The organism is Rummeliibacillus pycnus, from assembly GCF_044359855.1.
Lineage (GTDB): Bacteria > Bacillota > Bacilli > Bacillales_A > Planococcaceae > Rummeliibacillus > Rummeliibacillus pycnus_A.
In genome coordinates this window covers 4,263,302-4,276,201 of record NZ_CP132291.1, presented here as the reverse complement: position 1 = coordinate 4,276,201, position 12,900 = coordinate 4,263,302, and the positions used below count along the sequence as shown (strand labels likewise).

At 33.4% G+C, this 12,900-nt stretch carries 10 protein-coding genes and 1 pseudogene; 3 read left to right on the top strand and 8 right to left on the bottom strand.

The genetic code is table 11. The features are described 5' to 3' along the window. The first annotated feature begins 280 nt into the window (after positions 1-280). The gene (locus tag Q8X41_RS20785) at positions 281-1,690 is read left to right on the top strand and encodes a C69 family dipeptidase (RefSeq protein WP_397538155.1); all 1,410 of its coding nucleotides are present in this window, start codon (positions 281-283) and stop codon (positions 1,688-1,690) included. 525 nt (positions 1,691-2,215) lie between these two features. Here the strand turns inward: Q8X41_RS20785 and Q8X41_RS20780 are convergent. The 7 genes and pseudogenes from Q8X41_RS20780 to Q8X41_RS20750 all read right to left on the bottom strand — a co-directional run bounded on the left by Q8X41_RS20780 (position 2,216) and on the right by Q8X41_RS20750 (position 9,028). After that, positions 2,216-2,664, bottom strand: a pseudogene (locus Q8X41_RS20780) (VOC family protein). A 267-nt stretch (positions 2,665-2,931) separates the two neighbouring features. Next, positions 2,932-3,399, bottom strand: coding sequence for a VanZ family protein (locus Q8X41_RS20775; RefSeq protein ID WP_397538154.1), 468 nt, complete (start codon positions 3,397-3,399; stop codon positions 2,932-2,934). A 281-nt stretch (positions 3,400-3,680) separates the two neighbouring features. Further along, positions 3,681-4,994 (bottom strand): M56 family metallopeptidase, encoded by a 1,314-nt coding sequence (locus Q8X41_RS20770; protein ID WP_397538153.1) that lies wholly within the window; start codon positions 4,992-4,994, stop codon positions 3,681-3,683. Beyond that, a complete protein-coding gene (locus Q8X41_RS20765) occupies positions 4,991-5,395 on the bottom strand; it encodes a BlaI/MecI/CopY family transcriptional regulator (RefSeq protein ID WP_397538152.1) in 405 nt (134 codons plus the stop codon). The genes Q8X41_RS20770 and Q8X41_RS20765 overlap by 4 nt, the downstream gene beginning before the upstream one ends. Positions 5,396-6,060: 665 nt before the next feature. Further along, on the bottom strand, positions 6,061-6,381 hold the full coding sequence (locus Q8X41_RS20760) for a hypothetical protein (protein WP_397538151.1): 321 nt from the start codon (positions 6,379-6,381) through the stop codon (positions 6,061-6,063). Positions 6,382-6,722: 341 nt separating this feature from the next. Beyond that, the gene (locus Q8X41_RS20755) at positions 6,723-7,997 is read right to left on the bottom strand and encodes a hypothetical protein (RefSeq protein WP_397538150.1); all 1,275 of its coding nucleotides are present in this window, start codon (positions 7,995-7,997) and stop codon (positions 6,723-6,725) included. A 176-nt stretch (positions 7,998-8,173) separates the two neighbouring features. Further along, positions 8,174-9,028: a hypothetical protein gene (locus Q8X41_RS20750; RefSeq protein ID WP_397538149.1), complete on the bottom strand. Its 855-nt coding sequence runs from the start codon at positions 9,026-9,028 to the stop codon at positions 8,174-8,176. A 670-nt stretch (positions 9,029-9,698) separates the two neighbouring features. Here Q8X41_RS20750 and Q8X41_RS20745 point away from each other — a divergent pair. Beyond that, positions 9,699-10,736 (top strand): anion permease, encoded by a 1,038-nt coding sequence (locus Q8X41_RS20745; RefSeq protein ID WP_397538148.1) that lies wholly within the window; start codon positions 9,699-9,701, stop codon positions 10,734-10,736. Continuing rightward, the gene (locus Q8X41_RS20740; protein WP_397538147.1) at positions 10,736-11,353 is read left to right on the top strand and encodes a DUF47 domain-containing protein; all 618 of its coding nucleotides are present in this window, start codon (positions 10,736-10,738) and stop codon (positions 11,351-11,353) included. The genes Q8X41_RS20745 and Q8X41_RS20740 overlap by 1 nt, the downstream gene beginning before the upstream one ends. 296 nt (positions 11,354-11,649) lie before the next feature. On the opposite strand, the gene Q8X41_RS20735 is transcribed toward Q8X41_RS20740, so the two are convergent. Continuing rightward, complete coding sequence (locus Q8X41_RS20735; RefSeq protein ID WP_397538146.1) at positions 11,650-12,888, bottom strand: glycosyltransferase family 2 protein; 1,239 nt, start codon at positions 12,886-12,888, stop codon at positions 11,650-11,652. Between the last annotated feature and the right edge of the window lie 12 nt (positions 12,889-12,900).

Here is a 12,900-nt window from a genome sequence, read left to right as displayed (position 1 = left end):
TCCTTTATTAATTCCTAAAACATAAGTTACACCATCAATTTCCCAGTTACTTGCTTAGCCTTAGTAGAAGGTAATTCAGATAGCTCTTTTCTATTTTGTTTAGCATACTAATTGCGAATTATTATTTCCTAAATCTCATATAAATTTAGAACCGTAATCTGTTACACCAGCAAAACAAAAATATCCCCTGCAACAAGCCGTTTAAAGTCATATTTCCCACTCTATGATATAATTTTAAATGCAATTTATATCTTATAGTAAAAGATTGGTGAATTATGTAATGATGATACAAAAGACAGGTTCTTGTACAACACTTTTAGTTGGAAAAAAAGCTTCGATTGACGGCTCTACAATGATTGCGCGAAACGAAGATAGTGGTAGTGCTGCGTCTAATCCACAACGATTTGTTGTCATGAATCCAGAAGATCAACCAAAAATTTATAAATCTGTTCAAAGTACGTTTGAAATCGAGCTCCCTGAAAATCCTTTGCGCTATACATCAACTCCAGATGCAAGTGATGAATGTGGGATTTGGGGAGAATCAGGCATCAATAGTGAAAATGTGGCGATGACAGCAACGGAAACGATTACCACAAATTCACGTATTTTAGGTGTTGACCCACTCGTTAAAAGTGGAATTGGCGAAGAAGATATGTTAACGATCGCTCTACCTTACATTCGTTCTGCAAGAGAAGGTGTACTTCGTTTAGGTGAAATTTTAGAAAAGTACGGTACATACGAATCAAATGGTGTAGCGTTCTCAGATAAAGACGAAATCTGGTATTTCGAAACAATCGGTGGTCATCACTGGGCAGCGATTCGTATTCCAGATGATGCATATGTCATTGCACCGAACCGCTTCAACATCGATTATTTTGATTTTGAGTCTCCTGATACACTTTACTCAGAGGATTTACCAGAGTTAATCGAAAAATACCACTTAAATCCAGATACAGATCAAGTGAACTTACGCCACATCTTTGGCAGTGCATCTGTAAAAGATACACGTTATAACAACCCACGCGCATGGTATGTTCAAAAATTCTTTAATCCAGAAATTGAACAACAATCGATGGATCATGATCTGCCATTTATATGTCGGGCAAATCGCAAAATCACTGTAGAAGATGTAAAATGGGCATTAAGCTCACACTTCCAAAACACACCTTTTGACCCTTACGGTGAAGGTGATGAAAAATCGAAGAGCATCTATCGCACAATCGGCATTAACCGCAACCAAGAATCGCATATTTTACAAATTCGTAACGATGTACCTGCTGAAATTGCAGGCGTGCATTGGTTAGCATTTGGACCAAATACATTTAACTCTGTTGTGCCATTTTATGCGAATGTAACGGATACTCCTGCATGCTACCGCGATACGACAGCGACGTTCGATATTAGCAAAATCCATTGGTTAAGCCACACTATCGCTTTACTTGGCGATACGGATTTCAATCTTTATAGCGATTTCCAACGTGCATTTGAACAAAATACCGTTGCAAGTTGCCGCAACGTTCAAATGAACGCAGATAAAGAAGCAATGAAACAAGCTGATATTCAAACTTATTTAGAACAAGTGAATGAACAATTCGCTGATATTTGTTTTAAAAACACGAATAAGTTATTAGGCGACATGGTTGGCGTTGGTACGAAGAGGATGAAACTAAACTTTTCATTAAATGATTAACATATGAAAAAGCTGTGCAAAATTTGCGCAGTTTTTTTGTTTTTCATATATTTTTATTTAGGCGAGTGTTTTCCGAAAGTGTCACTAAGAACTCTTCTTTGGGGTGGTCAGATGGCCATACACTTATACTACTTAATTTTACTTTGCTTGGGAAACTCACATAAACAAAAAAGAGTCTATATTTGTTCACATTATGAGGTATACTTCATCTAGTTCTATACCAAGAATACTCTGGCTTAGGTCTTTTAAATCATTGATGTCTTCTTCTGATAGTTGCACCTTAATATAGCCATTGGTAGAAAGCATTCCTATGGAGAATCTTTTTCATACGAGGATTTTCAAAATCTTAAACAATAGCAAAATATCCGATCCATGGTAACCCTTCAAATACAAGAAAAAAGACCCCTTTCCATACTACAGGAAAACGCCCGATTGTTGAAGAACAATAAGTAGTTCACCTGCTATAGTTGAAAATATTTATATCCAATCAGATTTACTTAGACGGTTGTCTATCTATAAACCTGTTTAAGAATTTGACAATTTATTCCACTCGCTTAAATAAGGGACAAAATCTAATTCTCTTGGTTCATCATTCAGCATGGAAATGAATTCTAATTTATTCCCATCTGGATCTAAAAAATAAATACTGGCAGCTGGCATCCATGCTTGAACAATCGGTTCCTCGTTGCCTTTTCCCTGACTTCCAATAACCTCAATTCCTTGATCTTGCAACCATTGAATGGAATGAATCAAGAATTCAAACTCTACTTCAAAAGCAAAGTGCCTTTTTTCGATTTCACTTGAAACTGGCACCAACCATAAACCTAGCATTTGGTAGCCTGGTTCTCCAATCCAAAAAAGGCGTTTTTTTCTGTTGCATATCCTAATTCAAGTTCTAACTTATCTTGATAAAAATTGATAGCAACTTTTAAATCCTTTACTTCCAAATGAGTTTCATAGAGTTTTTTTATCATTTTAAATGTTCCTCCTTCTAAGATTACTTAACAACAATCATCATATTAAGATTAGCAAAAACATCTAAATATTTCGAAATATCTATTTCGATAATTGGCCCTTAAATGAAAAAAGCACTAATCCTAATATTCAAGGATAGCGCCTTTTAATGGAATAACTAAAACATGATTTCAATCTTAAATCTTCTTTCGCTAAATTAACCCCGTTAGTCTAAGTACAACCGTTTACAAACTTTTTAACTTTAAATGAACAATCTCCCAAAAGGGCTATTTCAGCAACTTCTGAACAACCTTCATTTTCCAAACTCCGAATCCTATCAAAGATCCCAACATATTAAGTATAAAATCATCAATATCAAAACTTCCTCTTTTTGTAACCAATTGTATTACTTCAATAACGAATAACAATATAATCATTGCAATTGAAAATACACTTACTTTGTTTAATTTTTTTATAAAGTAAGGCAGATAGATACCCATTGGCAAAAACATAATAAAATTACCAACAAGGTTTTTTATAGGTATATCAATATTCATACTTCCTCTATAAATTGCCTTTATATATGTACTTATAGTTTTAAATGGAACAAAATTAGAAGACCTCTTCATATATTCAATCAAAGTCAAATCTGTCCATATATAACCTCTTGCCCCCCCAAAGAATAATAGAACTACCAATGCGAGTAAATAAAAAATAAAACTAATGCTTAAAACAATCTTTATAAACCTTTTCATTTCCCTCTCCTTTTTCTCATTTTATGTGTTCTATTGAATCGACTGTTGCAATATTATATCAGCCTTCAACTAAACTGCTAGTTACTTTAAGTACAAAATTTCATATTCTCATCGGAGCTTGAACCTAGATATCTAGTTGTTGTTCAATAATATGTGACTTAAATGAAAACAGACGCATTGCTTAGAGAAACGCGCCCGATTGCGGAAAATCCATTAAATTATAAAAAGAAGGATGCAAATCTCGATAAGTGTTTTGTCCTCCTACACCCAAACCAAACTAATTATTTACTTTTATAAAAAAAGAAGCCTGTTCCATTTTCTTGTTGAAAAAATCCTGATTGAACATTTGAGTTCTCTATCATATTTTGTTCCTCTGCTGTAATATGAATTTTGAATTTTTCTTTTTTGATTTCATTCGTTGCTACCTTTTCTGAGGATGTTTGTTCTTTCGTCTTTCCATTTGACCCATCTGCATGTGCATTTAGTAAGGTTAACGATGAAACGGCAATAACAGCAATAACGCTAATTGCAGACCCTTTATGCGACTTCTTTTGGAATTTTTTTATCATAAAAATTCTCCTCTTTATATTTTTTTTATTTCTACTTAAATTTGCCAAACCGGGTGCTTGATAAAAATTTGAGAAGTGTTCTAAAAGACTGATAATCGTATGGCCATACGAGATTTTTTCCTCTTCCTCCATAAACGTGAGGGCATATGCATCACATGCAAGTTCCTGGTCATCCCTCATGCAAAAGTATGCAAACCAAAGAATTGGGTTAAACCAATTAATGATAAGTAAACTATGCATAATCCAATTTACTCCAACATCTCTCCTTTTAATGTGGGCTAATTCATGGTAAAAAATATGTCGTAGTTGTGGATCAGTGAGCTGATTAATTAGCTCTCTTGAAAGCAATACTCTTGGACGAAAAAATCCTAGTACTGTTGGACTTGATATTTTACCAGCTAAAACTATTGGGATACTATTTTGAACAGACATAGTTTTTTTACAGTTCTCAAAAATGTCTGTAATTCTCTTATCCGTAATAACAGGTTGTTTTTTTATGAAGTTGTATAATCGGCGATTAATACAATACGTTGTAAGGCTTAATGCAAAAACTCCTATTAACCAAATGTATAAAATAATAGTATGAAAGGAAATAGGTGTGTTCTTTTGCTTCTCATCACTGACTATTGCTTTATTACTTATAATATCGTTACTTTCTTTGGCCATTTTTTGTTGCGAAACAGCAGCATAGTGTTCCTTCTCCATGTTTTTATTGCTATGTATAGCTGTCGTTACATGAATACGTTCTTTATTTAAATTATCCTCTGGTTGGGTTTGAAATGAAATGATTGTTTTATAACCATACGATAAGATTGAATAAATACTAAATGAACTATCCGGGGACCAAGGAAGTAGTAATCTGACTATTAATATCATCCACAGTAAGTAGTTCCATCTTGATGTTAGTTTGTTTCTCAAGAGTGTTTTAACTATTAATATCAGTCCCACTGCTATGCTGGCCATAATGGACGTTTTTAGTACCCAATCAAAAAACTGAGGTAGATAGTATACAAAAATATCGGTCATTTTTTCTTATCCTTCCTCTGGATTTCCTTACTCTTTTCATCTAAAATTCGTTTAAGTTCGTTAATGTCTTCGGAAGATAACTTTTCTTCTTTTAAAAAATTTACAAGTAAAGGTTTAAAGGCAGCACCATAAAATCGCTTTAGTAATGATTTTGTTTCTACTTGTAGATAACTTTCTTGTGAGACCAAAGGAAAATACGTATACAAACGTCCTTTATCATGATGATAGGATACTGCTTCTTTTTGAACTAATCTGTTAATAAGAGTTCGAATGGTCTTTGGTTTCCAGTCTGTTGTTGACTCCAGTTTTTCAATTATTTCATTCGCTGTTTGGGGTGGCCTTGCCCAAAGGACTTTCATGACTTCCAATTCAGCCTCCGATATTTTAGGTAATTTCTCCATTTTATAGAATTACACCCCCCTTAATATTACAATTGTAATCTATAAATTAATATTACAATTGTAATCCTATAGTGTCAACCATATTTTTCCTCACGATTTCTCCTAAACTTTATCCAAGTTATCTATGTGTTGTGCAACAATCTGGCCCTTCGTATTATAAGGTCAGCCAGAGAAATCTGGTTGACTATTTTTTATTCAATTTATAGATTGATAATAGCCGGGGTAGAACGTTCTGGCCCTTGGGACTTGATCCCGACATTTAAACTGTTCGCCCTCTATTTGTTAACACACGATTAGGCTGGTTGGGACATAGTGATCCCGTATAACAAGCGAAGATATGAATGACAAGATAGATAGAGGTTACCGGTCAATCCACTACAACCAATCACGATCATGTTAGATACCACCACTAACTACTCGTTTTAGCATACATTCATCATTTGCGTTACTTCTAAATTTTTAGTCCTTGTAACAAAGCTTTTTTCCCGATTGTGTATAATTACTATGAAATTAAATAATGTGATAGTCTTAGAAAAGAAACAATTTAAATAGTAGGACAACCCAATTTTCAACAGAAATTTTGATAAACAATGATTTTGCAATTGGCCAAAGAATGTATATTTTTTCATAAAAAAGTTTGACTATTTTAATAACCTATATCACATTTAATTGTCTTTTAAGCTTTTTTGATATTCCTTAATAAACTTTAGAAAGGGTGTAACAAAGTTTGCGGTATTTGGTAAATTCAATTCAATAAATTCTTCTAAGTTTACGCAAAACAAGTATGAAAATATCGTATTTTGCTTCATCTTCGTTTCGCTTGTACCATTTTCAAATCGTTTCATTGTCGATTCACTAACACGTTCTTCTTGAGTAGCGTGTTGTTCGACAACTTCGTTATACTTCGTTGTTAATTCTGCCAACGTCAATCTAGCCAAATGTCTTTCGTATTTAATTCGTGCTGGAATACCCTTGTTTTTTGTCATTAATAACCCTCCTCAACATCATTATCCAATAAATCAAATCGAAAAACATCCGACAGTTTGAACCGACTTAGTTCAAAAATACGGGTTACGAAAAAACCGAAACGTAAATCACGCTTCGGTATCAGTCGTATCTAATTTATCATTAGAGTATGGTTATTGATCTGCAGGCCTGTCCCCAAAACAAATGAAGTCTTTTTTCACTAAGATTTCATCATACAATTTTTAATTTGATAAATTTTTAAAATATAATAATTAAAAAGACATCAATTGAATGAGGGACTGGCATCCTCCCAAATAGGACAAATATTTCTAAACATTCCTTTAATGAAAGGTGCTTTAAGCTAATTTCTTGTTTTAAAATACTGCTTTTGAAAAAGCAAATCATATTTAGGTCTAATATTTCTAAATTCCTTTATATTTTTTGATAAATCATTATCCCATTTTCCATTAGCTAAAAATGAAAACCATTCAGGTGTACCACACGTGCCTTTTCTTATTCTTAACTTATAATCAAATGGTTCTAAAATTGCAGGCGTTTTTGTATTAAATGGATCGATAATATGAATTTTTAAATGTGGATTCAAAAGCATAGCATTATACAATCTTAAATTAACATGTTTATCTGAAAAACTATAACCTATAATTGTAATTTCCTCTACTTGCTTTAAAATTTCTTCAAAAAGATAGAGCTTTTCTTCACCGGGTTTTAAATCAAATTTTATACTATATTTGTCTCCTCCCATTTTTATAGATGATCTTAAAAATTGCATTATTCCATTTTCATCACTTACGATTATTTCATTTGACATATTCGCAAGAGTACCATTTATATAGTATTTTAAATCATGATGAACTTTATAATTTTTATTTAAATATTCTTTAGCTGTAGAACAGTCTTCTAAAGAAACATGGAGAAGATTTTTATCATCGTTGTATGTAAATTCATTTAAAGCACCATGCAATTTTAAAAGATTTATTCCTCTAGAATTCTGAATAAAATTCATTTTATTTAGATTTAAGTCTTCTCGTTTGATAAGTTCAAAACTCAAGGTATTATTTAAATTATAATTATCAATTGGAATATTTAATTTATTATCACTACCAAAACTAATAGGAATCCCCATCTCTAGACACAACATTTCAATATACAAATCATGGTTTAATGAAACAACCCAAAGTTCCTCATTATCAGGAACATATTCACTAAACTTTTTGTAATAATTCATATTAGAATCAAATATTGAAAAGTTAAATTTTTGATATATCCATAGCATATAGGTGATAATGTCATAAAATTTGCTAAAAGCATAGTGTAATGAATCTCTTTTTGGTTGGTCTACAACCATTTTACCTAAATTTTGTATTTCTTTTAAAAATTCCTCATAGTTGCAGTTATCATCTTGATAAAACTTTATATAAATGTCATATACTTCATCGAATATTTCTTTGTCTAATGGCCTACCTTCACCATATGGATCGTGACTTTTCCACATTTCAATGAAATTTTTTGTTTTCTCAGGAGTTAAGAAAGAAAAGAAATCCCTAGTTAAATTATGGGCTAAAGGCATTCCCAAATCATACGAAAACCCTGCTCCAATAAATAAAAGTTTTTTCAATACATTCATCCCTCTTTCATACAGCAATATAAAAAGCTTCTATTGTTAGTAATAGTTGTGATTTAGAAAAATAGATTATTTATTAATATATAACCCAAATAAATTTTTCCTGAATATATACAATTGAAGGATTAAATCAGTTAAGAATGAATACTTAGCCACGCTAATGTTACACATCAAAAAGGAACTTCTTGTTCTTCAATTGTCCTTGTCATCATTGCTCCAATTCTTTTTTCTAATCTGTTTCCTAGTTCAGAAATACTTCTCCATATTATTGTATTAATTTGTTTTACATCGAAATGCCCTGCTTCGAAATCAGTATCCCTACATGTAAAAATTACTTCTTTCCCCATACCCTGAGCAAATCCTGCTTCATAATAAACTCCATTTCTATGTTGAGTAATATCTGCAATTACAAATTCTGCCTTTCCTATTTCTTCTAATATTTGAGGGACAATTAGTTGATTATGTTCTTTATCATCAATAATCATTGGCTTATACCCCTGCGCTCTAACAACTTCAATTATTTTTTCTCTTGCTTCTTTCATATACTTATCAAATGACATTGCTATAAATACAGACTTTAAAATTTCAGGAATTTGTATTCTGTTTCTAATAATTTCACGATGTACAATTTTTTTAAGTCCTTCAATTGATTTATCAGATGAACCAATATTATCTATATATATTAATGAAATAAAAAATTCTCTATCATCTAACCCATTTACAAACTCCCAAAATTCATCATAAATATAATAGTAAGAATAAAGTCCAAATAAGTCCTCGTACTCTTTATGTCTAGTTATTAAACTAATTTCATATTCCATCTCATTGAAGTAATCCTTTATAAACCCTTCACTTAACCTAAAATACCAGTACTCAAAATCCTCCTTTTTTTCCGCCATTACAGAATAGTCATCATTCAGCTGTTCCCTCCAGAGTTGGTGAGAATTTATTATTCCTGTTCTAAATGATGATAATATTTGGTCATTAGGTAAATAGTTACTATATGTATTCTTTATATTACCCATGATAAAGCTCTCCTTTTTTTACTAAATTTTACTATACACAAAATTACTATATCAAATTAATATGTTCTTTATCTACTATCTATATGGGTCATCTTATGAATTTAGGCTCGATTATTCTTTGGTCGCCTATTTACTTTTTCTTGAAAGATTTCATTACAAACAAGTTTTTGTAATTGCTTTATTTATATTGCTATACTCTGTTCTACTGATAAAACACAAGCAAAGCCCTATATCTTATATCTTAACAGACCGAAAAAAAGCAATATAAAACCAATTCTATTACATTTTTATAGGCTAATTTAACGATGACATTATTACTGATTGTTTTGCTAAAACGGTAACGAATTCAGGTTATATACTTCGAAACCGAACCCGTTATCCTTATAGGAGGGCATTTTTCCGTAATTCAATATCTGGAATTTTTCATAAAAATAGTATAAGACGAATGCGTTTGTAGAAATATAAATTGTAATATTTTACATCAAATCATTGAAAATACTCAACCAACTTTTTCTGTTAATACATAAATAATTGATAGGCTTTTCATTTCTTTTAGACTTTATCGCAGCTGAATATGCCATCTAAACAACTTTACCTTTAAAGATTCTTATTTATTTTCATACAATCTGATTAGTATAATGTAAATAGATAAAAAAAGGAGGGAGAATTGATGTTAACAGGCGTCTATTGGTTGTTGGCTATTGTGATTATTATTGCATTGATTTTTACGCTGACGAATGGCTTACATGATGCGAGTTCCGTTGTTGCTACGATGATTGCTTGCAAAGCTGCTAGTCCAGTTCAAGCGGTGCTGATTGTTGCGATTTTTGGATCGCTAGGGGTTCTTTTTAGTGGAAATCAAGTTGCTGATACTGTTTCAGCAATCGTTAAAATCTCTCCGGGGATTCATCTTATACATATATTAATCGCATCCATTTTCGGTGCTGTAGTTTGGAATCTCATTACTTGGAAAATCGGGATTCCATCCAGTTCCACCCATGCTCTTATTGGAGGGCTTGTTGGGGCTGCCTGGATTGCAAATGGACCTAACAGCATTTTATGGGGAGTTTCGGAGCTCTTTTCAGGTAATCACCAGTTAGTAGGGATTATGAAAGTGATCGTTTCACTGATTCTTTCCCCTGTCCTAGGTTTCGTCATTGCATTTGTAATTCAAAAAATATCTGCTCTGCTGTTAAGAAATGCTAAATTCAGCATTAATGGTACGATCAACAAGTTGCAATGGATTGTGGCGGCTGCTCTGGCATTTAGCCATGGATCAAATGATTCTCAGAAAATAACCGGGTTAATTTCACTGGCACTTATATCTGCCGGGATCGTGAATTCTCATGGTGTTCCACTTTTTATTAAATTAGCAGTAGGCTTGGTGATGTTCATCGGTACTGCTTTAGGTGGATGGAAAATCATGAAGACGATTGGAAACAAAATATATGATCTCAGACCAATTCATAGCTTAAATTCGATGCTCTCTTCAGGAACTTCAATCCTACTCGCTACTTTTACTGGTGCACCCGTTTCTACAACACATGTGGTTGTGGGTGGTATTATGGGGGTTGGTTCAGCAGACGAATATCGAATGGTAAACTGGAACATTGGTAAAGAAATAGTTACAGCTTGGTTTATCACCATCCCATGTTCTGCCATAGCTGCTGCTATTGTCTACTTTTTAATGAATGGGAGGATTTTTTAATGAGTGATCACAATTTTTTAGATAGAATATTCCCTAAAAAGTATGATTTCTATTCCATGCTTTTGAATCAGAGCAAAACAAATTATGAAATCATTAATTCTTTGGACAATTGGATTAAGGACAAAGGTGAATCTGATGATTTACTTAATAAGAAAAAAGAAGCTGATAACATACGTTTTCAGCTTGAGCATGACCTTGTAGAGGCATTTGCAACGCCCTTTGACAGACAAGATCTTTATTCCATTTCTGTTGCGATGAACAAAATTAGTGACTGCTCCATATCTATATTTAAGACCATTAAGGCTTTAAACATCGAAGCGGACTCTACAATCTTAGGAATGACTAACTTATTAAGTCAGGGCGCGTTAGAACTTAGTGACGCAATATTAATTTTGGAAAAAAAACCTGATGAATGCCAAAGCAGAATTACAGAAATTAGAATAGCTCAACAATCGATGGAAGATATCTATATTTCAGGACTGGCAGAGCTCTTTACAAACAATGATTCTATTACCATCTTAAAATATAAAGAAGTATATGATGTTTTAAAAGAAGCAGCTATATTATTGGGTGATACGGTGGATATTTACCATAGGATCTGCGTTAGGATGATATAAAAAGCTATGTTTTACCAAAGTAAAGAAGATGCTGTTCTGTATTTTGCAGACAGCATCTTTTTTGAATTCTATCGGCTACGATAATGATTATTTCTCGATTCACATCTTCTATTGCCTCGCAGTTTCTCTAATCGATTTCTAGGACTTAAAATGCTTAGAGGGCGAATACAATTCCAAAAAGAGCGAATAAAGTACTAGAGAAAGCGAATAAATCTGTTGGATGAGCGAATAAACCCCTTAAGAAAGCGAATAAACTCTCACATGCCCTTCCGCTGCTATTTCGAATATCCAAATCATCATTCCTTCATATCCTCAAATCGAATAGAACGTGTATGGACTGTATGGTGCCAAGCTTTATTTTTGCTTGTGAATACTCCTATTAACGTAATCGGGAACCATGAGAATTGGAACACTGGAAATAGTATGAGCCCCCAATAAGATTTCAAAGGTCGTTTCTCTAACAGCATGACTAATGGGAATTGCAAAAATAAGGCGATGTTTAACGCAATCCAAGCCCAGTCGGGAACTATTTTTAAAAAGGGAAAGTGAGTATATAAAGGAGTTCCTAATTGCAAATAGGTCATGACCCACACCGCTGCAACGAACAGGAACCGGATAGGCTGGAATAAGTACAAAGCCGCATCAAATTCAGAAAAATTACGTGTTCTAACGGCATGGCTTAGAAGTGGCTTCATATATCTCATTGCGCATTCAGTATGCCCCCTAATCCAACGTACCCTCTGCCTAAATGAGCTCCTAAATGTGATGGGTTTTTCATCATAAATAATCGCATCATTAGCCCATGTGGGATAGATTCCTCTCATTACGCAACGCGCCGTAAATTCTACATCCTCCGTAAGCGATGTTGCATTCCACCCCATCTCCTTTAGTAAAGCAGAATCGAAGCACATTCCTGTTCCAGCCAAGGTGTTCGGCATCCCCCAATTTTGCCTAGCCTGTTGCCACATCTTATTCATGAACCAATAACTAATCGCATAAGAGAGTGTAACCCATGAATCATATGGATTTTTCGTTTCTACATAGGCTTGGATTACTCGATGGCCGTTCATGAGCTTGTTATTCATCTCATGCAAAAAGTTTCCACTAACTAAATTGTCCGCATCAAATACGACCACTCCATCAAACTGTCGATCTCTTTGCCATAGCTGATTCAGCATCCACTCAACTGCGTATCCTTTTCCCTTTCTGACATCATCAAACCTCTCCATTGCATGAACTCCATGCTCACTCGAAATCTGAGCGGTGCGGTCTGTACAGTTATCACAGATGACGAATACTTCATACAATTCTTTAGGGTAATCCAAGTTGTTGAGGTTATCTAGGAGTGGGGCAATCACCTTCTCCTCATTATGTGCCGCAACAAGGATTGCAAATGACTTTTCTGGTGAGTGCTTCTCTTCTGTATCCTCTTTTCCCTTTTTATAACCAGCTAAACTGATGATAAATTGAAAAATAGTAATGGAAAAAATAATCACTTGCAATATGTCAGCAATTATTATGAAAAATAGATGCATAAGTTCTTCCTT

Coding starts and splice junctions, on each gene's coding strand:
- Q8X41_RS20785 (WP_397538155.1), top strand. CDS start 281: ATGATGATACAAAAGACAGGTTCTTGTACAACACTTTTAGTTGGAAAA.
- Q8X41_RS20775 (WP_397538154.1), bottom strand. CDS start 3,399: ATGAAAAGGTTTATAAAGATTGTTTTAAGCATTAGTTTTATTTTTTAT.
- Q8X41_RS20770 (WP_397538153.1), bottom strand. CDS start 4,994: ATGACCGATATTTTTGTATACTATCTACCTCAGTTTTTTGATTGGGTA.
- Q8X41_RS20765 (WP_397538152.1), bottom strand. CDS start 5,395: ATGGAGAAATTACCTAAAATATCGGAGGCTGAATTGGAAGTCATGAAA.
- Q8X41_RS20760 (WP_397538151.1), bottom strand. CDS start 6,381: ATGACAAAAAACAAGGGTATTCCAGCACGAATTAAATACGAAAGACAT.
- Q8X41_RS20750 (WP_397538149.1), bottom strand. CDS start 9,028: ATGGGTAATATAAAGAATACATATAGTAACTATTTACCTAATGACCAA.
- Q8X41_RS20745 (WP_397538148.1), top strand. CDS start 9,699: ATGTTAACAGGCGTCTATTGGTTGTTGGCTATTGTGATTATTATTGCA.
- Q8X41_RS20740 (WP_397538147.1), top strand. CDS start 10,736: ATGAGTGATCACAATTTTTTAGATAGAATATTCCCTAAAAAGTATGAT.
- Q8X41_RS20735 (WP_397538146.1), bottom strand. CDS start 12,888: ATGCATCTATTTTTCATAATAATTGCTGACATATTGCAAGTGATTATT.